This is a genomic window from Mucilaginibacter sp. CAU 1740, assembly GCF_039839285.1.
Classification (GTDB): domain Bacteria; phylum Bacteroidota; class Bacteroidia; order Sphingobacteriales; family Sphingobacteriaceae; genus Mucilaginibacter.
Genome location: NZ_JBDOQS010000005.1, coordinates 216,478 through 239,529, shown reverse-complemented (window position 1 = coordinate 239,529; position 23,052 = coordinate 216,478). Strand labels below are relative to the sequence as shown.

20 protein-coding genes, 1 other RNA gene and 1 pseudogene are annotated in these 23,052 nt (G+C 43.4%); 11 read left to right on the top strand and 11 right to left on the bottom strand.

Features of this window, described 5'->3' with window-relative positions; genetic code table 11:
* Positions 1 to 64 precede the first annotated feature (64 nt).
* Positions 65 to 517: a hypothetical protein gene (locus AAFN85_RS13450; RefSeq protein WP_347527888.1), complete on the bottom strand. Its 453-nt coding sequence runs from the start codon at positions 515 to 517 to the stop codon at positions 65 to 67.
* A gap of 104 nt (positions 518 to 621) precedes the next feature.
* Between AAFN85_RS13450 and AAFN85_RS13445 the strand changes: the two genes are divergently transcribed.
* Entirely contained in the window at positions 622 to 1,206 is a 585-nt protein-coding gene (locus AAFN85_RS13445; protein ID WP_347527887.1) for a UPF0758 domain-containing protein, read from the top strand.
* Between the two features lie 157 nt (positions 1,207 to 1,363).
* A complete protein-coding gene (locus tag AAFN85_RS13440) occupies positions 1,364 to 1,954 on the top strand; it encodes a hypothetical protein (protein WP_347527886.1) in 591 nt (196 codons plus the stop codon).
* Between the two features lie 263 nt (positions 1,955 to 2,217).
* Here AAFN85_RS13440 and AAFN85_RS13435 read toward each other — a convergent pair whose 3' ends face one another.
* Positions 2,218 to 2,502, bottom strand: a complete 285-nt coding sequence (locus AAFN85_RS13435) for a hypothetical protein (protein WP_347527885.1) — start codon at positions 2,500 to 2,502, stop codon at positions 2,218 to 2,220.
* Positions 2,503 to 2,644: 142 nt separating this feature from the next.
* On the opposite strand from AAFN85_RS13435, the gene AAFN85_RS13430 reads away from it, so the two are divergent.
* The 6 genes from AAFN85_RS13430 to AAFN85_RS13405 all read left to right on the top strand — a co-directional run bounded on the left by AAFN85_RS13430 (position 2,645) and on the right by AAFN85_RS13405 (position 9,793).
* Entirely contained in the window at positions 2,645 to 3,568 is a 924-nt protein-coding gene (locus AAFN85_RS13430) for a toprim domain-containing protein (protein WP_347527884.1), read from the top strand.
* A gap of 43 nt (positions 3,569 to 3,611) precedes the next feature.
* The gene (locus AAFN85_RS13425) at positions 3,612 to 4,166 is read left to right on the top strand and encodes a plasmid mobilization relaxosome protein MobC (RefSeq protein ID WP_347527882.1); all 555 of its coding nucleotides are present in this window, start codon (positions 3,612 to 3,614) and stop codon (positions 4,164 to 4,166) included.
* Positions 4,154 to 5,449 carry a relaxase/mobilization nuclease domain-containing protein gene (locus AAFN85_RS13420; protein ID WP_347527881.1) on the top strand — a complete coding sequence of 432 codons (1,296 nt, stop codon included), beginning with the start codon at positions 4,154 to 4,156 and terminating at the stop codon, positions 5,447 to 5,449. Before AAFN85_RS13425 ends, AAFN85_RS13420 begins: the two co-directional genes overlap by 13 nt.
* Before the next feature lie 105 nt (positions 5,450 to 5,554).
* Positions 5,555 to 7,534 (top strand): conjugal transfer protein MobC, encoded by a 1,980-nt coding sequence (gene mobC, locus AAFN85_RS13415; protein WP_347527880.1) that lies wholly within the window; start codon positions 5,555 to 5,557, stop codon positions 7,532 to 7,534.
* A 540-nt stretch (positions 7,535 to 8,074) separates the two neighbouring features.
* A complete protein-coding gene (locus AAFN85_RS13410; RefSeq protein ID WP_347527879.1) occupies positions 8,075 to 8,935 on the top strand; it encodes a helix-turn-helix transcriptional regulator in 861 nt (286 codons plus the stop codon).
* Positions 8,936 to 8,998: 63 nt separating this feature from the next.
* Positions 8,999 to 9,793 (top strand): inositol monophosphatase family protein, encoded by a 795-nt coding sequence (locus AAFN85_RS13405; RefSeq protein WP_347527878.1) that lies wholly within the window; start codon positions 8,999 to 9,001, stop codon positions 9,791 to 9,793.
* A gap of 1,007 nt (positions 9,794 to 10,800) precedes the next feature.
* On the opposite strand, the gene AAFN85_RS13400 is transcribed toward AAFN85_RS13405, so the two are convergent.
* The 4 genes from AAFN85_RS13400 to AAFN85_RS13385 are packed head-to-tail and all read right to left on the bottom strand — an operon-like array spanning position 10,801 to position 13,150.
* On the bottom strand, positions 10,801 to 11,619 hold the full coding sequence (locus AAFN85_RS13400) for a methyltransferase domain-containing protein (protein WP_347527876.1): 819 nt from the start codon (positions 11,617 to 11,619) through the stop codon (positions 10,801 to 10,803).
* On the bottom strand, positions 11,619 to 12,704 hold the full coding sequence (locus AAFN85_RS13395) for a hypothetical protein (protein ID WP_347527875.1): 1,086 nt from the start codon (positions 12,702 to 12,704) through the stop codon (positions 11,619 to 11,621). The genes AAFN85_RS13400 and AAFN85_RS13395 overlap by 1 nt, the downstream gene beginning before the upstream one ends.
* Positions 12,697 to 12,870: a hypothetical protein gene (locus AAFN85_RS13390; protein ID WP_347527874.1), complete on the bottom strand. Its 174-nt coding sequence runs from the start codon at positions 12,868 to 12,870 to the stop codon at positions 12,697 to 12,699. Before AAFN85_RS13390 ends, AAFN85_RS13395 begins: the two co-directional genes overlap by 8 nt.
* Before the next feature lie 10 nt (positions 12,871 to 12,880).
* On the bottom strand, positions 12,881 to 13,150 hold the full coding sequence (locus tag AAFN85_RS13385; protein WP_347527873.1) for a hypothetical protein: 270 nt from the start codon (positions 13,148 to 13,150) through the stop codon (positions 12,881 to 12,883).
* Positions 13,151 to 13,306: 156 nt separating this feature from the next.
* Between AAFN85_RS13385 and AAFN85_RS13380 the strand changes: the two genes are divergently transcribed.
* Both AAFN85_RS13380 and AAFN85_RS13375 read left to right on the top strand, forming a co-directional pair.
* Entirely contained in the window at positions 13,307 to 14,368 is a 1,062-nt protein-coding gene (locus AAFN85_RS13380; RefSeq protein WP_347527872.1) for a hypothetical protein, read from the top strand.
* A gap of 328 nt (positions 14,369 to 14,696) precedes the next feature.
* Positions 14,697 to 16,436 carry a hypothetical protein gene (locus AAFN85_RS13375; protein WP_347527870.1) on the top strand — a complete coding sequence of 580 codons (1,740 nt, stop codon included), beginning with the start codon at positions 14,697 to 14,699 and terminating at the stop codon, positions 16,434 to 16,436.
* Between the two features lie 17 nt (positions 16,437 to 16,453).
* On the opposite strand, the pseudogene AAFN85_RS13370 reads toward AAFN85_RS13375, so the two are convergent.
* From AAFN85_RS13370 to AAFN85_RS13350, 5 genes and pseudogenes are all read right to left on the bottom strand, one after another.
* A pseudogene (locus tag AAFN85_RS13370) lies at positions 16,454 to 16,591 on the bottom strand (ORF6N domain-containing protein); the annotation flags it as partial.
* Between the two features lie 138 nt (positions 16,592 to 16,729).
* Positions 16,730 to 17,947, bottom strand: coding sequence for a site-specific integrase (locus tag AAFN85_RS13365; RefSeq protein ID WP_347527869.1), 1,218 nt, complete (start codon positions 17,945 to 17,947; stop codon positions 16,730 to 16,732).
* A gap of 245 nt (positions 17,948 to 18,192) precedes the next feature.
* Positions 18,193 to 18,561: a transfer-messenger RNA gene (gene ssrA, locus AAFN85_RS13360) on the bottom strand.
* A 123-nt stretch (positions 18,562 to 18,684) separates the two neighbouring features.
* Complete coding sequence (locus tag AAFN85_RS13355; RefSeq protein WP_347527868.1) at positions 18,685 to 19,914, bottom strand: pyridoxal phosphate-dependent aminotransferase; 1,230 nt, start codon at positions 19,912 to 19,914, stop codon at positions 18,685 to 18,687.
* A gap of 129 nt (positions 19,915 to 20,043) precedes the next feature.
* Positions 20,044 to 20,442, bottom strand: coding sequence for a DUF1573 domain-containing protein (locus AAFN85_RS13350; RefSeq protein ID WP_347527867.1), 399 nt, complete (start codon positions 20,440 to 20,442; stop codon positions 20,044 to 20,046).
* Between the two features lie 136 nt (positions 20,443 to 20,578).
* On the opposite strand from AAFN85_RS13350, the gene AAFN85_RS13345 reads away from it, so the two are divergent.
* On the top strand, positions 20,579 to 23,014 hold the full coding sequence (locus AAFN85_RS13345; protein WP_347527866.1) for a thiamine pyrophosphate-dependent enzyme: 2,436 nt from the start codon (positions 20,579 to 20,581) through the stop codon (positions 23,012 to 23,014).
* Positions 23,015 to 23,052: the final 38 nt, after the last annotated feature.

Here is a 23,052-nt window from a genome sequence, read left to right as displayed (position 1 = left end):
GCTGAAGCCGTCCCTGCGCTGACCAAAACGCCAGCCGTTGCTGTTTTATCTTTAACGATTGTATTTAATTGATGAAAATTTCGTTGCCCTGATAGGTGATATACACGATTTGTCCATCGATGTGATAGCCGTAATCAAAGCACATCTTAAACGGCTTTTCATAAACATCGTCTGTGTGAATGCTGGTGAAATAATTGAGGTTGATACCTGAGCGGTTGAAATCAGAAAGGGGAACCCTCCTGTCAAACAAGATGTACAAATCATGCAGTTTGATGCGGTTTTTTAATAATATGTTGTACACCCTTTGTATGGCGGCCATGTCCCGGTCCAAAGCCTTTTGTTCTGCATCGGGTTCTTCAGGTGTAATGCTTTCTACTGCGTTTTCCGAACGGCGGCGGTTATTAAAGGCCGTGCGGCAAATGTCGTTGCAGAATTTCCTGTCGCTGCGCCCTGCGCCTAACGGCTGGCCGCATTCCCGGCAGGTTTTCGTTGGTTCTGTCTCTTTGCTTTTGCCCATAAATAGTATCGCATGAAACGTTTATAAACGTTTAAATAACAGTGTTTTGTCGGTTTTGATTTTTGTATGCCCCAGTTTTGTGGTAGAATTAAACTGATACGGCCATGGAAACAGCACATAGAACCCAATACCCTAACGTGGATAGCGAAAGTTTTAGCCACGGCAAAAAACATTATTTTATTGATGTAAAGAAAGCGGTGAACGATAGTTATTTTTTGCTGATCACTTCGAGTGAGCAGTATGATACCGATAAGTTTCACCGGCAAACGGTTCAGCTCTGGGAAGAAGACCTGGCTTTCTTCGTGGAAGCTTTATCTATGGTTTTATCAAGGATGACCGCCGATGACGGCGCACGGTTTTTTGAGCGGCCGGAAATGAAGGTGGTACAGGATCCGGTAGGGGTATTGGCCTTGCCGGAGTATGACCGCCCTCGTGAGAAACTGCATGCTTTAGGTGCGGGGAAGCTAAGCAATGCGGAGTTGCTGGCGATCCTGCTTTGCACAGGTGCGCACGAGCTATCGGTACTCGACCTCTGTGAAAAGGTGATGGAGTCGGTCAGGGATGACCCGGCGCGTTTGCTGACGAGGACCGCGGAAGATTTCTGTAGGTTCAGGGGCATCGGGGTGGCAAAGGCTGCGACTTTGCTGGCTGCGCTGGAACTCGGACGCCGTGCGTTTTTACCGGCTTAGCGGGTAGCGGCATTTCCCCTCAGCAATGAAGTGTTTTACGCAAAGGTAGCGCGAACCCGTCCTGTCTGTCAAGGGTATATGAACCGCAGCGATGCCGCGGCCCTTGACAAGCAGCCCGTGCCGCGCTGGCGGGGCATAAAAACTTAATTGCTTCGTTATGGAAAAATTTGCATTAACCCTTCGCTCCAGGACCGCTGTTAAGCAGTACAACGGCTACATTGCTTACGAGCGGGAATTAGCCGCCGAAATTCTTACAGCTATTGAACAAAAGGACATAGCTGTTTTAAGCTGGTTCAACGGTTTTGGTGACAGTTTGCGGGCGATCCTGATGAATGTTCATGCTTACCGTAAAGGGCTCGGGTTCGGTTTTACAGATATTGCTTTTGATAAAAACGGCTGGTTTGTACGCCCGCAATTTTTAGATTATGAAGTTGTTAAACTGGGCAACAGCGAGCGTTATGGTGAGTACAGTGAGATCCGTATCGGCCGTGGCCCTAATGGTACCTGGTCTTATGCGCTTAGGTACTCTTATGGTTGTGAGGGCGGTGGTTCTGCTTTATCTGTTTACGACCCGCACTTTCCTTCACGGGATACGGCATTAAAGCATGCGCTGGCAAAATTGAAAGTGATGTTTACGGGAAAAATAGGTTCTACCGATACGACAAATCACAAACAGGATATTATCCTGAAAACTTTAAAAGCTATCGATCAGCAAATCGGAGGCATGGTGCAACTCTGTCTTTTCTAAACGTTTCTAAACCTTTGTCTTTTGAAAGAGGATAAACCTTCTTTGGGTGCGATTTTTTTGAAAAGCATTCTTCATTATCCCTGACCCCGGATTCATCGACTTCTGTTGCATAGATCGCTATCTGTTCATGTAAGTAATTTGCAAGCTAAAATGTTAGGCCTGCGATAGATTTTTTCATTGCCATAACTTACAGGTCATGTACGATTTCAGGGTTTTATTTAAAACTTGTTGAAATGGAAAAGCCGGCCGCAGCCGGCCTTTTGTTACCTGGCGATCAGCGTTTTCATTTTTTCGCTTAATTCCTTAAGCCCGGCTTTGTTGAGGCATTCATCGGCAAACACTTTTAATTCCCCTACCTCTGTAGGCGGAACAAGTTTTAAAAGTTCTAAAGCCACCTCGCCTTCCTTCGCGGAGCTCCCCTCGATCACACTGTTAAGCAGGAGTACCAATTTACGGCTGACCTTGACATCAATCTTCACCATTTCATTCATTCCGGGCGTACACAATAATGTTTCGTAGAACGTCCCCAGCACATTTGTCGTTGCCATATGCATTTCAATTTTTATAATTAATGATGGGTCGAAGGTCGTTAATCATTTGGAAATGATCCTACCCAATATTTGGGGAGGTTGGGTAAAAGCGGTTGGAGTGTCCTACTTTTGGTTTCGTTGAGAGGAAAGGGAATGTGCGATGGATATGACGAATGAATTATTTACACTTTCAAGGGTGAGGGAGCTGGACCTGGCTTACCTGCTGGGTATGCTGGACTGTGAGCCGGTGGCGCGCAAAAAGAACGATACGGACTGGTGGTATTTATCACCGCTGCGGAATGAGCGGACGGCAAGTTTTCATATTGACCGGATCAGCAATGAATGGTACGATTTCGGGCTGGCTGCGGGTGGCAACCCGGTGGATCTTTTGCTGCGTTATTACGGGTGCTCAATCCCGGAAATGCTGGAGCGTTTAAATACTTCTTTTTCCCCTCACCAGCTGTATACTTTTGAGGATGGCAAGCCGGATGAAAACGCTCGCGAAAAACACAAATTGCTTGTACAATCGGTCCGTCCGATCTATGCCTATCCGCTCAAAGCATACCTGCATGAGCGGTCAATCCCGGTGTCGGTTGCCGACCAGTTTTGCAAGGAGGTGTCGTATGAAGTTGGTGGGCGTTCGTACTATGGTATCGGCTTTCAAAATGATGCGGGAGGCTGGGAGATCCGCAACAAAAATTTCAAGCAGAGTTCATCGCCAAAGGACATTACCTGCCTGGGGGCGGGCAAGGGCACGGTGCATGTTTTTGAAGGTTTTATGGACCTCCTTTCCTGGCGTACGCTGAATCCTCATGTTGATCCCCGTTCGGTGGATGTGGTGGTGTTAAATGGCGCTGGGTTATTTGACCGGGCGCTGCTTTTTTTGGACCAGCATGACGCGGTGCATTTATGGCTGGACAGGGATGTGACGGGTTTAGCTTATCGGGACTATGCGCTTGCCAAAGGCAAAAAGTATGTGGACGAAAGCGGGCTTTATGAGCAGCATAAAGATTTGAACGACTGGTTGCGCTGCAAGGGCGAGGTACCCCGGTTGCGCAAATCGGCGGGTTTGCATCTGGTATAGTTTCCGGAGGCGTTGTTTTTTGTAGAAGGCCGATTATTGTTTTTTGCCTCAGCGGGAAAATGCTTTAGATTGCCTGTTTTGCAATCGGCAAGGTGTACCATTGTCTGACAACAATGGGAAAAGAGCGCCCTTCTCCGAAGTCGGGGCGCTTGACTTATGGGTGTTATGGATTGAGTTTGTAGAGACTTTTTGTGTGGGAGATGATGTGATGACGGAAGAAAACACAGGGCGTAAACACCGGATTACGTTACGGTTGACGGGTGATGAATACTCGGAGTTGGACAAGCAATGGAAAAATTCGACGGTGCGTAAGCTGTCGGAATTGGTGCGCCGATTGATCTTTGGGCGAAAGTTTACGGTCTATACGCGAAATAAATCCCTGGATGATCTATTGGAAGAATTGGCTTTGCTGCGACGGGAGTTGAACGCCATCGGGGTGAATTTCAACCAGGCGGTGCATCGATTAAATATGCTGGATCATGCACCGCAAATGCAGGTTTGGCTGGCTCGTTTCGAGCAGGACAAGGAGCGCTATTTCGCGGCGGTTGCGGCTATCGAATTGAGGCTTAAAACACTTGCTGACGAATGGTTGCGGTGATCCATCAGTCCCGTCATTTTCGGACGGTGCTGAATTACAATGAGCAAAAGGTTAAGCATGGTGTGGCGACTTGTTTGGAAGCCGGTTATTATCCGGTCGGGCCGGAACATTTGAACTTTCATCAGAAGTTGCGGCGCTTTGAAAAGCTGACAGAGCTGAACCAGCGGGCTAAGAAAAATTGTGTCCACATATCTCTCAATTTTGACCCGTCCGAAAAGCTTTCAGATGATCGTTTGCGGGAGATTGCGTCTATTTATTTGGATAAAATTGGCTTTGGCGGGCAGCCTTATTTGCTTTATAAACATGAAGATGCCGGGCATCCGCATGTGCATTTGGTGACAACGAATATTAAGGCAGATGGCAAAGGTATCCGAATGAATTACCTGGGTGAAAATAAATCTAAACCGGCATCCGTAGAGATCGAAAAAATGTTCGGTTTGGTAGCTGCGGATAAGCGGCAAAAGCGGCAGGTGTTTCAGGTGAAACCGGTGGATGCGACGCGTGTGATCTATGGTAAATCGTCAACAAAACAGGCGATCAATAATGTGCTGGTTAAAGTGTTGGTGAATTATAAATATGCGTCGCTGGCAGAACTGAATGCGGTGTTGCGACAATATAATATCGCTGCTGATCGTGGCGATGAAAAGTCTCGTGTTTTTCAGCATGGCGGATTGGTTTACCGGGTGCTGGATGCGGATAGCAATAAGGTTGGGGTTCCGGTCAAGGCGAGTTTGTTTTTTGATAAGCCTACACTAAAAAATCTGGAAGAAAAATTTGAATCGAATAAGTTGGCGAAGAATGATCCGCAATCAAGGGCACGATTGAAAAATGCCATCGACTTGTATTTTTTAAAAGGTGATAAAACTTTGGAAGGTTTGGTTTCGTCCCTTAAAAATAAGGGCATTGATATGGTACTGCGGTGGAATGAGCAAGGTGTTTTGTATGGGGTAACCTATGTAGATCATTACAATAAAATTGTATTTAATGGTAGTGTTTTGGGTAAAGCTTACAGTGCCAATGCCATCCGGGAACGCTGCCAATACATGGGGGCTAATGAGGGAAAAAAACAAAACGGGCAAAGGGCGCAACTGGCGCAAAACGGGCAGGGAACGCGGGGGCAATCGCGTGAAAATGCCGGCAGTTTTTCAGTTCAGGATGGTTTAATCGGTTCCCGGAGTGGATTCGCGGAGGTTCTCCTGGATACGGGTGGTACAGCTGAGGTAATGGATTGGGAGCTGAAGCGGACGAAGAAAAAGAAAAAGAAGGTGCGGTTGTCACTGTAACTTATGCCGGTGAGGGAAAAAATAATTGATGAATGGATTAGAAAAGGCCTCCGCTGGAGCTTGTGCTGAGCAAAGCCGAAGCAGGGAGGGTTGGGAAAGGTAAATATGCAAACGGGAGAAAACGATCAGGCGATGCGCAAGATCCTGGACATGACCAGGCTGATCAGTATAGGAATATTATTGCTGCATTTTTATGTGGTGTGTTATGGGGCATTTGTCCAGTGGCACTGGGTGTCGAACTTGTCCGACCGGCTGTTGGGCAATGTGGTGAAAACGGGTTTATTCAGCAGCTTTCTGAAGCCGAAGCTGATTGCTTTAGGTTTCCTCGCTATAGCGTTGATCGGGGTTAAGGGAAAGAAGGATGAAAAGCAGAATTTGAAAGGCGCATTATTGTATGTGGTATTGGGCTTAGTATTGTATTTCATCAGCTATTTGTTGTTGCTGGTTCCGGCTGGTGTGGAGTCGATAGCTTTTCTATATATGGGTGTAACGGGCCTGGGATTTTTGCTGATCCTGAGTGGTGGCACAATGTTGTCACGGATCATTCGGGATAAGCTGGAGGGAGATATTTTTAACCGGGACCAGGAGACCTTTCCGCAAGAAGAGCGGTTGCTGGAAAATGAGTTTTCTGTGAATTTGCCAATGAAGTATGTTCTGAAAGGAAAAGTGCGGGATGGCTGGATCAATTTTATCAATCTATTTCGGGCATTGATCGTGTTAGGTAGCCCAGGTTCGGGTAAGAGTTACTTCATCATCCGGCATGTGATCACCCAACACATCCGTAAGGGTTTTGCGATGTTCGTGTACGATTTTAAAATGCCTGACCTGGCGGTGATCGCTTATAATACCTGGCTGAGATATAAGGGTGATTACAAAGTAGAGCCAAAATTCTACTCCATCAACTTTGATGACCTGTCACGCAGCCATCGTTGTAATCCGCTGGACCCGTCGGCGATGCTGGATCTGACAGATGCAGTAGAGTCGGCGCGGACGATTTTATTGGGTCTGAACCGGGAATGGATCAAGCGGCAAGGGGATTTCTTTGTGGAGTCGCCGATCAACTTTTTAACGGCAATTATCTGGTACTTGCGCAAGTATAAGGATGGTGAGTTCTGTACGCTGCCGCATGTCATCGAGTTGATGCAGGCGGATTATGATAGTCTGTTTACGTTACTGGGAACACAAAAGGAAATTGATGTGCTGATCAATCCTTTTATCAGTGCTTACAAGCGGGACGCAGTGGAGCAGTTGGAGGGGCAGATCGCTTCGGCGAAGATCACGATGGCGCGCATCGCTTCGCCGCAGTTGTACTATGTGTTATCAGGTAATGAATTTACACTGGATATCAATAACCCGGCAGCACCTAAGATCGTTTGTATGGGGAATAATCCGCAGAAGATACAGATCTACGGTGCGGTATTATCCTTATTTACCAACCGGCTTTTAAAGATTATCAATCAAAAGGATCAGCTGAAATGCAGTCTGGTGTTTGATGAGTTCCCTACACTAACGACGGATATCATACCTACCATCGCTACCGGTCGTAGTAATTTAATCGCAACTACGCTGGGTATACAGGACGCCAGCCAGCTGCGCAAGGATTACGGGCGCGAACAGGCGGATGTGATCATGAACATTGTGGGCAATATGGCCGTGGGACAGGTATCGGGTGACACGGCGAAATATGTATCGGAAAAGATCGGTAGAATTATGCAGGATAGGGAAAGTTTATCGATCAATAGCAGCGATACATCCATTAGCCGTTCCAGGCAACTGGAGGCAGCTGTTCCTGCTTCGCGTATATCGGCTTTGAGTTCCGGCGAGTTTGTTGGAATGGTAGCGGATAATCCTGATTGCAAGGTGGAATTGAAAGCGTTTCATGGGGAGATCGTGAATGACCATGCAGGATTGAAAAAAGAGATTGAAAGTTATTTGTCTTTACCGGATGTGCGAAAGATTAGCAGTGCAATTGTGGAGCGGAATTATTTGCAGATCAAACAAGATATTAAGGATATCATTGAACTGGAAATGGAGCGTCTCCTCAGCGATCCGGGATTAGCGCATCTTGTTATTAATAAAAAATGATTGCTGGCAATCTATTTTAAGCCTTTAAGTGAAACAGGATGTGTCGTTTTTTATTTAAGGATACAAAATAAGCAAGCCATGTTTTGGTCAGACCAAAACGGCTTGCCGGGATACTTCACTTTGTTCAGCTCACCCCAACAGGTTACAAACAGGTTTTCAGCGCACTAAAAATATGTAGTGAAACGGATTATCGGTTCGATCTACACTGAAAAACTCTGTTTTGACGGGAACGCTTATCGAACCGCCCAAGTCAATTAAGCGGCGCATTTAATATGATTGATAAACAGTGAGTTAGGTGATAAAAAAATCGGACAGAACTTGAATTAACAAGTCTGCCCTATTCGGTAGCCCGAACAGGAAAAATCTCGAACCGTCTAATGGATTCAATGCGGTTTTTATCAGTCATTTAGTAAAATAAAACGGGTTAAAGTATTAAAAAAGTCCGATTCGGGTTGATAGAGCAGGAGTAGGACTTGAACCTAACCTCTTGATTTTTGCAACGTATTTTTTTAACGCGATTTAATAGGGTATTTTAGTATTGTGAAAAACAGTAATCTACAGATAAGCCGACACGACATATCCCCATTAGCAAAGGCAGGAATCATTGTGCAAAACATGAAAGATGGCCGTGATAAGAACGAACATGAAGTTTTCGTACCGCATAGGGATTTTCATTATATGCTTGTTGTATTGATAAATGGTTATATAAAATTCAAGGTGGATTTTGAAGATATTACATTGGCTCACGGCGCTATCCTGCTTATCCAACCTGGTCAGGTTCATCATATTTTGGATTTCAATGAACCCAATGGCTGGGTTATTGAGTTTGACCCTGCACTGGTTGATAAAGAACTGCAATATGCCTTAATCCAGGTTTTTAACAGATTACAGCCTGTACCTAATGATGATGTTTTATTTGGTAAGGTACAATCTATAGTTAATTTGATGGAAGCTGTTCAAATACAACCACATCCTAAAAAAACGCTATTCCATTTATTAATGGCCTGCCTTAGTATAATAATAAATAGTAATCCTGCAGTAAGTGATTTACGCAACAGTAACAGCCGCCCATATGCTATTCAGCAATCATTTTCGGAATTACTATCGCTGCATTATAAACAATGGAAACAGCCATCGCAATATGCACTTTCGTTATCTATTTCAATGGCTCATTTAAATGATACCGTAAAAGCTTTAACCGGCCTTTCTGTTTCAGATCATATTCAGGAATTTTCTGTATTGAACGCCAAACGACTGTTGTTTCTCACCGATCTTTCCATCAAAGAAATCGGCTATGAAATGGGATACAGTGAGCCGGTATATTTCGGTAAGTTATTTAAAAAGGTTGCCGGTACCTCGCCACTTCAGTTCAGACGAAAATACCGTGATGAGGACTATTAAATCACCTTTAACGACTACTTTAGAATCTGCATTTACTTTTCTTTTGTATAAACAAAATAAAATATGCAAACCTCAATAAATGTGGCTTTTATTTTAAGCCAATTAAAACAAGTTGGAGATCTTTTTTTAACAGATTTTAAAAAAGACGCGGTTCCGCAGGATGCCGAAACATTTTCAACTTTATTTTCTGCAATTGAGAAAAAGAGTATAACCATGCTAAAGGAAAGCATCTCAGCAGAATATTCAAATATACCCTGGATTGAAGATGAGTTTGATATGAACGGCCAGAAGCAAAGTTTACCAATACCAGAATACTGGCTGTTTGACTCGATGGATGGCGCGGTTCAGTATTTGCAACATCTCCCGGGATGGGCATTTAACTTGGTTTTAGTACGCGAAGGTAAACCATACTTTGCCGCGGTTTACAATCCCTTGGGCAATGAAATGTTTTATGCAATTGAAGGTAAAGGTGCATACCTGAACAACGCTACGATAAGTCCGTCGAAGAAAACTGATCTTACCCTGATGCTGGCTACATTTAATCATCCGCCATTCCAAAATAAATTTGATGGATTAAATCAGGTAATTGGCAAATCTGTAGAAAAACTGCTGAATAAATTTGGAGCTGTGCGTAATTACGGGCCGCTTGGCCTAATGCTTTGCTCATTAGCCGCGGGCCGTATCGATATTTATTATCAATATGGTTTAGATACCTATAATTGGCTGGCCGGTATCCTCATTGCAAGAGAAGCCGGGGCATTAGTTTTAACCGCAGATGGATCAGACTGGGTGTGGGGAGCCGAAAGTTTGTTGGTTACAGCGCAACCTATGCCTGATGATTTTTTTGCAGTGTCGTAATGAATTATGAGACGTGGCCCGATATGATAATGTGTATACTATGGATCATTATCACAGCATCATTAAATATAACCGGATTAACGCAAAAAGCCTCTTTGACTTCTCAAAGAGGCTTTAGCTTTTTCACTTTGTAGCCCCAATCGGACTAATCTCGAACCGTTTGATGGAATCAATTCGCATTTTATCAGGCATTTAGGAAAATTAAATTGGTTCGAGAAGTTGAAGAAATTCGATTCGGGTCTCGTTGATTGTTTTTTCTCGAACCATTTTATTAATGACTTGAAGCGTTTGCCTGTTTGATTCTTTATGTAAAAAAAGGGTAAGACATTGTCACATCAGGAGGGAATTTATATGCATCTCAAATAATATTGTTTAATTACCAAATAATCGGGGTGTTAAGTTTTTTTCGTATTCCGAGGATTTCGTTATTCCATACTTACTTCATACGTTAGGAGATACGGAGCGTTACAGGGAGGAATTGATTGAGAGAGGGCGACCAGAATTCAGTGTAGGTATTTATCTTACAAACATGATGCATGGGGTTAATCATTGTATAAGATGGTTAATAACCAGAACCTCCGAATTTCCTGTCCAAGATCATTTCGACGGAACAAACCGTGATATACAGGAAGCCGCCGCGGATTTTTTTGGCTCGGGAACAGGATATCATTATGATAGCCCAAGAATTTGTAGTTTGGTCAAGAGGTATAAAAAGTGCTGAATTGGATAAATATCTGAAGTCCATTACCTTTTATAATCCAGATGGCTATGATTACAGTTCAGTTTATTACAAGCAGCTTGTTTATAATTCCCGGATGCAAAAGTTTTTTTCCGATTATCCGCATGAGACGATGGAGTCAGAGTTCCGGATTTGGCTTAAGGACGTTAATATTAAGAATCCGCCTATTGTAAATCATGTTCGATGGGCAAGGGCACGAACATCATAATTTTAAAGTTCAATAAGCAGAATCAATAGCTCTGGTAATGAATATTAGCAAATATTAAATTTAGTTATTTGACAATGTAAAGATCAGGTGATTTGTGACGAACCCGTCCGCTCCTCCGCCGGTTATCGCGCCATCATACTTATGCGTCAATTCCAATCCGAACGGTTTAAAAATTACTTGCAGTTCTTCTTCCAGCCAAAATCTTTGTTTGTCGGCAGACAAAAAACCTTCGGACGGACTGACTTGCGTATACCAGTTTTGGATCATCGTACGATGCTGGTCTTCAAATTTCAATCCCGTCCACATGATTCTTTCTTTGCCCAGATCATCATTGAAAGGCACAACAAATGTTTGGCCTTTATAATTAACGCTCATTTTTTGAATACTTTCCGGGCAGAAAATACTTACCGCAAATTTGCCACTCGGCAATAATATCGAGGAAAGTTTTTTGGCAAGTTGCTCTAAAGTGGGCACATCATTGAAGAGATGTATCGTAAGGTTAGGTATGATGACCGAGCCAAATTTCCGGTCGAATTTAAAGTCAAAAAAATCGCCTTCATAAACGATTATTTCCCTTTCGGCAAGGTGTTGCTTTTGCTTAAATCGGCGAATCGCTTCTTTACTTGTTTCAATACCAAAGCAAGCTAAGTTCATTTGGGCGAGCTCGCTTAAGATCCTCCCTTCTCCTGATCCCACTTCTAACATAGGTTCGCTCAAGTTTGCTTGCTTCAACCAATCTAAATTCACCACTTCGTCTTTGATCAAATAATATTCATATTCGTCAAAGATACCGGTGTAATACGGTATATGGCTGCTGCCGCTCAGCTGCCCAAGCTTATTAAAGGGCGGGATCAACAGATCCTGATCGAAGGCAGCCATCAGTGATAGGTTATTGGTGAATAAACTGACATGACCCTTTCAAACAATAGTGACGCTTCGATAGCTTGCTTTACCTGCGCCATCCAGTTCAAAAAAGAAATGGCATCAGGCTTCACTTTCGCCTGAATTCCGCATTTGTCGAATTCCGAAAATAAAAAGCAGGTCCTCCTGTAGATCCGTACAAACCGCTCTGCCATTTTCGCCCGGTCCACAAATACTGAAAATTCATCTTCGGGGTGCAGGTCTAATACAACTGCGTAATACAAAAGCAAGTGCAGATACACGTGCAGTGTCGCGAGCGCCCTGGCTATACTGAAAGGGCGCGGTGAACTTCCGCCCCAAGGAATCAAAACATCTCCTTCCGCTTCGCTTTGGATATCATCATAATCGTCCGGGACCAAGTGGTTCGTCAATTGCAGATCGTTCAATTTTTGGTGGAGCGATTCATGAAGTAAAAATTCCGCGGTGATGATCGGGTTATTGATGATCTTATAATTGATCATGAACATCATCGGGGTCTCCTTGTTGTAAGCGCTGTCAAATTCGCTTTCCACGATCGCGAAGGTCTTAACGAACGGGAATACAGTTTTACTTATACCAGGTAATTGTTGATCCAAAAATGTCAGGGACAACCTTAATATCTCTAACTGTTTTTCGGTTGGTGCTAACACCTGCACGCCCTTAGAAAAGCCATCTGCTTTCATAGAGGCGTCTAGGATACCCGCAATGACGTGGCTATTCTTATTCCCGCCGGTGATATTGATCGGCAATAACTCGGCGTGCTCTTCTGCAGCGGCGCTAAGGGCATTTTCATAACTCTCCCTGATCCGGATCAGAATTGCCTTCGCCGCAACCAGGTCACCACGCTGCAATGCCGCTATCGTTTGATCGATCTTTGCCCTTAAAATGATCTGAAATTGCGAGTCACGCAAAAGGAGCATCGGCCCCACCTGCGTTCCCATCCTGCCGTCAATAAGTTCGGCAACACCCGCGTATAAAATATTTGTGTTATATAAGATACGCTCGGCGTTGCCAAACCTACCGCTTGACAAGAAACTGTCCAGCGTTTCGAAGTGCTTAGGCATTTTCTTCCTGCAGGTAAAAATCCTTAGCCATTTGCGGTGAAGGATATTGACCGCGTGCCCTAACTTCTGTACCGATAAGTACTTGAGAAACATCAGTTGTTTCCAGGAAATCGGTCTCTTCAAGGATCATGTTGATCTCGTCCTGTGGTTGTTTGTTCGCTTTCATACTAAAAAAATTAAATGGTTAATAATATATGTTGTTCGATCAAAGAGCGGGGACATTCCTGTATCTTATCGAGATGGCTTTCATTTCGGCTGTTCGGAGCGAACCGGGCGGCATCCTCTATAAATTCATCCCAATTTTGGCCTTTGGCCAGTGTAAATAAAAGGGCGGAAAGCTTGCTCAGGCGGGTAATACGGTAGTTCTCGCCCGAGAATGCAAAAGCAAATTCATTTTTATAAGAAAACCTAACGATCAATTCCTTATTTTTGATTATTTGAGACATTCGCAAAAAGTTGTTTTGTATCCTAAGCCAAATGAACTAAAAACTGGCTTTGGTATCAATTTTTTCCCGTTTCCTTTCCCATTTTGTATTAATTTCCGGCTTTTCCAGTTATTTCCCGATATTTCGGAAATGGTTTAGGCCTAAATAGTATCACAAATGGAATTATTGCTCTCGATCGCTCAACACATGCACGACCTAGTGCGCGAAAGGTTTACTAAAGATATCATCGCCCGGGAATTAAGCGTACCCACATCTGAAAATAAGTTTTGGAATATCAAATTTGAAGATCAGCTGTTATTTCATTTGCTCATCGGCGACTTTGAGCCTGTTTTCTTAAGGGATAAGGTGAAATACAAAAGTGACCGCCGGTTCACCGTCCAAAACAAAACGGTTTTGAATTTCGCTTTACCCGAGAACCTTGCAGCCTATCTCCGGTATCTGGAAATACCCGGAGCCGATCTGCCCGAGCTTTTTGACAATTTTCTAAATACCCTAGACAAGGACGATAAAGAATTCCAATTGAGGTTCTTAAATCAGGATGGGAGCCTGAGAAAAAGCAAGTCCAAACCGCTGGCAGATATCGAGCAATTGCTGGAAGATAAGGCCAGATTATTGTCGCGCTTATATAGTCCAAGACTGCTTGGGGAAAAATTCTGGTTTTATTTCTATGGCTATGAGAAGTTCAAGGGCATTCAGGATGTGTCAAAAACCTGGCCGCTGGTTAAACTGCTATTTACATTTGTGGAGATGTCCGGGATCGATATGGCAGTCAGCATCGACAATACGTCAGATACAGAGCACCATGATTACGTTGGGAAAACGGATTTTTTGACGTCTCGGGAGGAAGTGCTGGTCATCAACTGCCGGACCTATCCGGATTTTTTCAGGCAATTGAACATTAAGATCCACATTGGTACCTGTGATGGAAATATCTTCCTGGGTCAATATATGAATTACGAAAGTGAAGGAAGGATCATCAGCGGAAGCGTGCTGATGCAAAAAATAACAAAGTCAGAAGTTTTATTAACGCCCAAGGTTCATCACATCCCGAAATTGAAACCGGACGAGAAAATGTTCAGTGAGGATTTTGAGGGTATCGATAAGAATATCCTACAATATCTTCATGATAAAAAGCTTAATTTCAGAAGGACCTCCCTGCGCGCCGGCCATAATTTAGCAACGCTTGAAAAGTGGTTAAAGCACCATCACTCGAAGTAACTGCCAGCTAAAAAACGTAATGGCCCAACGCTGTTCCCTGCTTATTGAAGCGCTGGGTAGTGTAAATAAATTTTAAATTCAACTATCTATTTCAAGATGATAGCATGGTCAAAGGGTAACAGAAGCTCTGCACTCATTTCCGGAATGGGTTGTCAACGGGTCCGGAATTTCCACGTTAATTTTAGAAATGCTTATCCATGGTATGTAACCGATCGATTTATCATTTTTTTATTTATTAAATCAGTACCTAATATTTAGATTTATGCCTTGTGAGAGGAATGGAGGAATTTGCCATGCTTTCCATTATGAAGACCTTATACTCAATTAAATGCCCTTTGATCCTGAATCAATCACACGAGATCACATATTACAAGCTTTTGAAGAGCTTGATAAAGATCAGAAAAAGCTTAACAAATCTACCCGATTTGATGTCATACATGCAGGTAAGCGTTATCCACCAAAAGAAGTCATGCGTATTGCGCAAAAGTTGGCCGGTGGCGGTAGCTACTGGACACGCCACGGTGGGGATCAAACCAATAAATATCTGCGAAAATTCGACTTTGAGATATTCGTAAAGGAGGAAAAAGAAAGTCCTTTTTTTGACATCATCCGACAGTACAAAGAACTTCTTAGAAAAGAAGGAATCTCTGATGAGATCTATAAGTGGGAGCTATTAAAGGAGTTTCAGGGACGTCCGAATCCTGATGTGGCTGATCTGCTTACGGAGGTCAAGTCTGTCAAATTCATGAACCTGATCTACGGTCCGGGTATTGGTGTGATCAATACACTTGCCCGCCTTCGCACGGAAGAGTACCAGCAATGCTTGCGGGATCTCTTCAATGACGATGCTCCACTGGGTACCCGCATCAAGCAGTTCTCAGAAACAGCGTTGCGGTTATACAGAGAGGTTGACCAGCAACCGAATCATTTGCCACATCATGATGAGCGGACCGCCGCAACTTTATTAACCTACCACGATCCTTCAAGGTATACATTCTATAAAGATTCTTTTTACCAGATATTATGCCGGGTTACTGGTGAGCCCCCTGCAGAGCCAGGAATGAAGTACGATCATTACTTGCGTGTAGTCCACGACTTTATCGAGGGATATATTCACGACGATACGGAATTATTGTCGTTGGTAAACGGACTTAAAACTGCCAGATGTTTCGCAGACGATGATCATATGATCCTGGCTCAGGATATTTTATATCGTATACTCGAAATAAAGAAAAGGACATTTACTGGGGTAATGGAGGAACTTTCCCAGACGCTGGCCGATGATCCGGCACCAACCCATCTGGTATTATTGGGGACATCGGGCAGACAAGGTCAACGTGATTGGGTATGGGGCAGTGATGCGTCAGGTCTGCTGGGTACTAAATTGGCCCATTATGAATTTGAGATGCTGCCGGGTAAACGCGATAAGATTAATATCTGTCTTCACTTTGAAGACGAAATTCACAAAAAGATCTTCAGGGAAAAGATCGGTAAGGTATTACCCGATGGTTTAGAATGGTTTAGCTGGTTTCACGCCCACAGTTTACGCTTAAAGGAGCCTGTAAATTTTTATGGCGAACAGACCATTACCAATTTAATCGAACGCCTTGACTTTTTTGATAAGGAGATCGGCGATCAGATCAGAACGATCGTCAAGGAAATCAAAACAAATGAGCTTAAACAAAAGATAAGAATGAGCCAGCCACTTAACCAGATCCTGTGTGGCCCTCCAGGAACAGGAAAAACCTATCATACTATTAATAAAGCACTGTCCATCATTGATGGGGATATTGAAGGAATTAGCCGGGCCGAGTTAAAGGCAAAATATGATCGTTATGTAGATGAAAAACGGATCGTTTTTACCACATTTCATCAAAGTCTCGGTTACGAAGATTTTGTGGAAGGTATCAAACCGTTGGAACCTACGCCGAACGCAACATCGTTACAATACGAAATTAAACCAGGGATATTCAAGCTCATATGTAACGCCGCTAGATTAACAGTAATAGCCTGCTTGCTATTTAACACGCTTGAAAGCATGAGTATACCGTGCTCTGTGAAAACGTAAGGAGCGTACCTTCTGCCGCCTCTCTTTGAGGTCGCAAATTGCGACCTCAAAACATCGAATTCTTCGTTGGTGAGACGAAACATAAATTCTGGTGGAAATCTAAGGGCATTTCTATTGACCTGTTCAATTAGCCTTTTAGTTTCCACTCCATACATCTCAGCTAAATCTTTGTCCAACATAATTTTGTGCCCCCTTATCAGGTATATTTTTTCAGCAATTTCTTGATCGCCAGCTTTCAACTCTTTCATGAAATATTTATCTATCGAATTAATACAATATTTGCTTTTGAATATTTAGTGAGATTGTAGTTTTCTTCTGAGTACACCCATATCTTCACCAACCTTCAAATCCAAAATCCTCGCATAGTGTTGTGTAGTCTTGATATTAGTGTGGCCTAACATTTTAGAAACGCTTTCAATTGGTACACCATTCAATAAGGTGACCGTGGTTGCGAAAGTGTGCCTGGCAATATGAAAAGTCAGATCTTTATTTACATTACACAAATCTGCTATCTCTTTTAAGTAAGCATTCATTTTTTGGTTGCTTAATATAGGTAATAGCTTATCCTCAATTTCACATTGTGGATGATCCCGATATTTTTCAATTACACTCAGAGCATAAGGCATAAGTGGAATACGTGAGGGGGTATCAGTTTTCTGGCGACTTGTAAAGATCCATTGCTCACCGTCGTGGCCCTTGACAATTTCAGAGCGCTTAAGTTTTTGCACATCGATATAAGCCAATCCAGTATAACAACTGAATAAAAATATATCCCTGACCTGCTCAAGACGAGCACTAACAAAAGTCTTAGAAGCCATGGTTTCCAGCTCTTCTTTAGACAGGAATGGCCGATCAACTTTTTTAATTTTGATTTTGTAGTTAAGGAACGGATTGACAGTAATCCAACCACTCGCCAAACAGATGCGAACAATCTTACCAAAATTCTTGATATATTTTAAGGCTGAATTGTTGTTGCATTTACGAACCGAACGGAGATAGAATTCGAATTCGCTGATAAACCTGTGATCAATCTGCTTGACTCGGATATCGCTGATTTTGTATTTCCATTGCATAAAGTCCTGCGTGTGCTTTAGCGTTGTTTCGTACCGGGTAACGGTAGCAGGAGCAAATTCCTCATTCACTAACGCGGCTACCTTGCGGTTATGTTCCTTAAATACATCAACCAGCATAACTGGCTTCTCTGTTTTGCCCAGGAAGCGATTTTTAATTTTTTCCGCAGTAAGCTCTTCACCACAGTCCTTTAAGTAGCGGATCGTATCATTGACCTTTAGTTCCACATCATTGAGGGCCGAGTTCAATTTGTAAACTGCCTCCGTTTTGCCTTTAGCTCTTTCTTCAGCGGGATTCCAGAGCTTTGCCTGAATTTTTTGACCGGTCGCTAATTCGGCGCGTTGTCCATCGCATGTGATCCGTATATAAACCGGAACTTTTTCTTCTTTTGAATTTGCTCTCTTTTTCAGATAAAAGAGAACAGCCACATTTTTGATCATAAAAAGCTGTTAAAAAGTTAAACAAATTTATCTTTACAGCATAAATCTCACAAGATGTTCACTTGCTGAACATCTTGCTATTCAATTAGTTACAAGAATTCTGGTGAGCACTTGTTTTAAAATTCGGTGCTCACCAGAATGCTCACCAAAATGGCCGTTCAACGGTGAGTAAATGACACCAAAATGCAACAAAAAACCCTTCAAACGTAGCGTTTGAAGGGTTTTAGTGGTGTTTGATACCGTTTTAGTGGAGCCGGAGGGATTCGAACCCTCGTCCAAACATGGTATAAGGTAAGCTTTCTACATGCTTAGCTTCTGTTTAATTGTAGGGAAGGGGAAGGTCAGTCGCTTACCTATACCGTCTTCCTTAGGTGCTTTATCTCGTTCGCTATGCACACCTTAAGCAAACCAGTTCCGTTTTTCGATGCCCCTATTGCCGATCCAACAGAACGGAAAACCGGCGGGACAAAAGCTATGCTAATTCTAAATTAGGCAGCTAAGGCGTAGTTATTTTCGCCATTTGAAAGTTTGAGCGTTCTGATTAAAGCGCTAATTCACCCAACGCGCTGCATGCTTACTTACTTATCTCCATCCTGTCAATTCCGGTCGACCCCATTTTTGAGTTCGCAATGCCCGGTGGGCAGTTTGCAGTTAAGAGTTCAAATATACGGATTTTGTTGTCAGTATATAGCAGACGGCATACATATTATGTAACCGCCTGCTATATACGTGTTTATTTATAAACTACCAACTGATAACTGCTCGCTGCTAACTGAACGGCCCGGATAAACTTTTAACGCTTCTTCCAGGCAAGCCATAGCTTTGGCAAGGTCATCATTATTTAAAACGTAAGCCATACGTACCTCGTTAGCGCCTGCACCCGGTGTGCTGTAAAAACCTGTAGCTGGTGCCATCATTACGGTTTCGTTGTTCAGGCTAAATGTTTCCAGCATCCATTGGCAAAATTTATCGGCATTATCAATAGGCAGCTTGGCTACCACGTAAAACGCGCCGCCCGGGTTAGGGCAATACACGCCCTCCATTTTGTTCAATGCTGCAACAAGTGTATCACGGCGACTGGTATATTCCTTATTTACTGCTTCAAAGTAGCTATCGGGGGTATCAACCGCAGCTTCGCCTGCAATTTGTTCAACCATACCTGCGCTTAAGCGGGCCTGGGCAAATTTTAACGCTGTTGTACGTAGTTCTTTATTTTTGGTGATCATGCAGCCTAAACGGGCACCGCAAGCACTGTAGCGTTTACTCACAGTATCCATCACTACAACATTCTCTTCCAAACCATCTAAATGCATTGGAGATATGAAGCTGCGACCATCATAGCAAAATTCGCGGTAAGCCTCATCCGAAAAAAGGTACAGATCGTGTTTCAAAACCAGTTCCTTTAACGCATCCATTTCCCCTTTCGAGTATAAATAACCAGTAGGATTATTGGGATTACAGATAATTATGGCCTTGGTTTTCTCGGTGATCAGCTTTTCAAACTCACTGATAGGAGGGAGCGCAAAACCATTATCTATGTAAGATAAAATTGGTTTAACCACTATATCGCCCTGGCTGGCAAAGCCGTTGTAGTTAGCGTAAAACGGTTCGGGAATGATCACTTCATCGCCCGAATCAAGGCAGGCCATCATGGCTATGGTAATCGCTTCCGAGCCGCCTGTTGTTACAATGATATCGTCGGGCGTAATGCCATAACCAAGTTTGTTATAATATTCGGTAAGTTTTGTACGGTAGCTCAGTGTACCCTCGCTTGGGGTATAAGCCCAAACTTTAAAATCGATATTTTTAATCGCATTAAGCATTCCATCGGGTGTAGCAATATCGGGCTGACCGATATTGAGGTGGTACACCTTTTTCCCGTCCTGCTTGGCTTTGTCAGCGTAAGGTGTTAGCTTACGTATCGGTGATGCGGGCATCCGTTGCCCTTTGTCAGATATTTTTGGCATCCTGCAAAATTACTAAAAATGAAATATGGTTGTGTAAAACCTTTGTAAACGAAAAAAGACCCTGTTTAGGGTCTTTTATATATTATAAATCCCTATTGATATAGGGAAGTATATCAGGCACCTGGTAAATTATTTGCTCGCCGCGGGTTTCGCTACAACTTCACCTGTAATGCTCAGGTATTTTTCCGGAGTTACAGCGTTTGATTTTACAACGATTGTTTTGTTAAATGACATTACCGCTGCAGCGTTATAAGTGATTTTAATAACACCTTTCTCACCGCCTTTTACGGGGGTTTTGGTGTAATCGGCAATGGTACAACCGCAAGTTGGCCTTACCTCAGTTAAAATAAGTGGCTCTTTACCTACGTTAGTAAATTCAAATACGGTAGTTACAGGAGTACCTTGTGGTATTTTACCAAAACTGTGTACTTCCTCATTGAATTTAAATTCAGCTTTACCGCTATCTTGTGCCGAGGCGGTAAAGGCAAAACCTAATATTACCGCGCAAATCATTAATATCTTTTTCATATGTTATATTTGATTAATACAAATATAAAAGGTTTAATGTAATTACAAAACTATTACTCAAACTCCGGGTTTTATCTGTTAGTTTGCCAAATACAGAATAGAATTTTATACTTTTACCGTCTAAACAAAATTTTATATGCCTGAAACTACAACACGAGCTACCAGTAAATTTACCGCTGCCGAGCTCAGTTTTGATGATTTCAAGAAGATTGTTATTGATGATTATCGTATTGGTTATGAGAGCCGTCAGGCCAGTTTGATCGGTCGCCGCGAAGTACTAACGGGCAAGGCAAAGTTCGGTATTTTTGGCGATGGAAAAGAGGTTGCACAGCTGGCTATGGCCAAAGCTTTTCGTGCCGGCGACTGGCGCGCGGGTTATTACCGCGACCAAACTTTTATGTTCGCCACCGGCATGAGCAACCTAAAAGAGTTTTTTGCTCAGCTATATGCTAACCCCGATATCGAAAAAGATCCCGCTTCGGGCGGCAGGCAAATGAACTGTCATTATGCCACCCGTTTTGTAAATACCGATGGCAGCTGGGTTAACCAGGCCGAAACGATGAATAGTTCATCGGATATCTCTACCACAGCCGGGCAAATTCCTCGCTTATTGGGTTTGGCTTATGCCTCTAAATTATATCGCCAAAATAAAGAGCTTGATTACCTGAAGCAATTTTCTGTTAACGGTAATGAGGTTGCTTTTGGCAGCGTAGGTAACGGCGCAACTTCCGAGGGTTCATTTTTTGAAACTTTTAACGCAGCCGGCGTATTGCAAGTGCCTATGGCGCTTTCTATTTGGGATGATGCTTATGCTATTTCGGTACCGGCAGGCCTGCAAACCACCAAAGAGGATATCTCGGAAGTATTGAAAGGCTTTCAGCGCGAAAATGGCAGCAATGGTTATGAAATATTTAAAGTGCGTGGCTGGGATTATATCGCCCTTTGCGAAACTTACGAACGTGCTATTAATATCTGCCGCGAAGAGCACGTGCCTGTGTTGATCCACGTTACTGAAATGACGCAGCCACAAGGCCACTCAACCTCAGGCTCGCATGAACGGTATAAAAGCAAGGAGCGCCTTGCCTGGGAAGATGAGCACGATTGCCTGCTTAAGATGCGCGAGTGGATGATAGCCTCGGCCATCACTACCGAAATTGAGTTGGAGGAACTTGAAGGAGAGGCTAAGCGTTACGTACGTGAATGCCAGCGCGAAGCAGCTAATGAACTGGCTATAGTACTCAAAGCCGAAATTGAAGAAGCGGCTAATTTGATAGATCAGTTTGCCGAAACCGTGCCCTCAAAAAAGGATGCTGTTTTAGCCACCTCGGCAACCCTGCGATCAGCATTTGATGCAGGCCGACGAGAGATATTTACAGCTATCCGCAAAACCCTACGCTTAACAACACACGAAAGTAACCCTGAACGCCAGCGTTTAACAGATTGGTTAAAAACCGAAAAGGATAAAAATACAGAGCGTTACAACTCAAAATTATTTACCGGAACTCCACAATCGCCTTTGTATGTGCCGGTTGTACCGGCCATCTACAATGAAGATGCAAAGGTAATGGACGGTAGGGAAGTACTAAATGCTGCCTTCGATGCCAACTTTGCCCGCGATAAAAGCATTGTAGCTTTTGGAGAGGATTTGGGTATGATAGGCGACGTAAACCAGGGGTTTGCGGGCTTACAGGCCAAATACGGCGATATCCGTATCAGCGATACCGGTATCCGTGAAACAAGCATTATAGGGCAGGGTATGGGCCTGGCTATGCGTGGCTTACGCCCAATAGCCGAGATCCAATATTTGGATTACCTGATCTATGCCATCACCATCATTAGCGATGATATCGCCAGCTTAAGCTACCGTACCATGGGTGGCCAAAAAGCGCCTCTGATTATCCGCACCCGTGGCCACCGTTTGGAAGGCATCTGGCATTCAGGTTCACCAATGAGTGTTATTTTGGGTTCGATGCGGGGCTTCCATATCTGCGTTCCTCGCAATATGACACAAGCTGCAGGTATGTACAATACCTTGTTAAGAGGGGATGAACCAGCACTGGTTGTTGAATGCCTTAACGGTTACCGTTTAAAAGAGAAATTACCTGCCAATGTGGGTGATTTTACCGTGCCACTTGGCAAAGCGGAGGTTCTGCGTGAAGGCGCTGATATTACTATTGTATCTTACGGCTCTACTTTACGTATCGTTCAAGAGGCATCAGAAGAGCTTGCCTCAATGGGAATCGATATCGAGATCATCGACCCGCAAACGCTATATCCTTTTGATACAGAGAATATTTGTGGCGCTTCATTAAAGAAAACCAGTAAGTTGTTGGTGGTTGATGAAGATCTGCCAGGAGCGGGTTCGGCCTATATTCTTCAGAAAATACTCGAAGCCCAAAACGGATATTATTCGTTAGATGCTCAGCCTAAAACGTTAACCGCCAAAGAACACAGACCACCATATGGATCGGACGGCGACTATTTCAGCAAGCCATCTGTTGATGACGTGATCGAAACAGTTTATGCCATGATGAATGAAGCTAACCCTTCAAAATACCCGGCCATTTATTAAATGTTAGTTAACATTCAACTATTAAACTAATCCTGTTT

Coding starts and splice junctions, on each gene's coding strand:
- AAFN85_RS13365 (WP_347527869.1), bottom strand. CDS start 17,947: ATGATCAAAAATGTGGCTGTTCTCTTTTATCTGAAAAAGAGAGCAAAT.
- AAFN85_RS13375 (WP_347527870.1), top strand. CDS start 14,697: ATGCCCTTTGATCCTGAATCAATCACACGAGATCACATATTACAAGCT.
- AAFN85_RS13355 (WP_347527868.1), bottom strand. CDS start 19,914: ATGCCAAAAATATCTGACAAAGGGCAACGGATGCCCGCATCACCGATA.
- AAFN85_RS13435 (WP_347527885.1), bottom strand. CDS start 2,502: ATGGCAACGACAAATGTGCTGGGGACGTTCTACGAAACATTATTGTGT.
- AAFN85_RS13405 (WP_347527878.1), top strand. CDS start 8,999: ATGCAAACCTCAATAAATGTGGCTTTTATTTTAAGCCAATTAAAACAA.
- mobC (WP_347527880.1), top strand. CDS start 5,555: ATGCAAACGGGAGAAAACGATCAGGCGATGCGCAAGATCCTGGACATG.
- AAFN85_RS13385 (WP_347527873.1), bottom strand. CDS start 13,150: ATGTCTCAAATAATCAAAAATAAGGAATTGATCGTTAGGTTTTCTTAT.
- AAFN85_RS13430 (WP_347527884.1), top strand. CDS start 2,645: ATGGATATGACGAATGAATTATTTACACTTTCAAGGGTGAGGGAGCTG.
- AAFN85_RS13400 (WP_347527876.1), bottom strand. CDS start 11,619: ATGGCTGCCTTCGATCAGGATCTGTTGATCCCGCCCTTTAATAAGCTT.
- AAFN85_RS13440 (WP_347527886.1), top strand. CDS start 1,364: ATGGAAAAATTTGCATTAACCCTTCGCTCCAGGACCGCTGTTAAGCAG.
- AAFN85_RS13420 (WP_347527881.1), top strand. CDS start 4,154: ATGGTTGCGGTGATCCATCAGTCCCGTCATTTTCGGACGGTGCTGAAT.
- AAFN85_RS13345 (WP_347527866.1), top strand. CDS start 20,579: ATGCCTGAAACTACAACACGAGCTACCAGTAAATTTACCGCTGCCGAG.
- AAFN85_RS13350 (WP_347527867.1), bottom strand. CDS start 20,442: ATGAAAAAGATATTAATGATTTGCGCGGTAATATTAGGTTTTGCCTTT.
- AAFN85_RS13450 (WP_347527888.1), bottom strand. CDS start 517: ATGGGCAAAAGCAAAGAGACAGAACCAACGAAAACCTGCCGGGAATGC.
- AAFN85_RS13390 (WP_347527874.1), bottom strand. CDS start 12,870: ATGAAAGCGAACAAACAACCACAGGACGAGATCAACATGATCCTTGAA.
- AAFN85_RS13380 (WP_347527872.1), top strand. CDS start 13,307: ATGGAATTATTGCTCTCGATCGCTCAACACATGCACGACCTAGTGCGC.
- AAFN85_RS13395 (WP_347527875.1), bottom strand. CDS start 12,704: ATGCCTAAGCACTTCGAAACGCTGGACAGTTTCTTGTCAAGCGGTAGG.
- AAFN85_RS13445 (WP_347527887.1), top strand. CDS start 622: ATGGAAACAGCACATAGAACCCAATACCCTAACGTGGATAGCGAAAGT.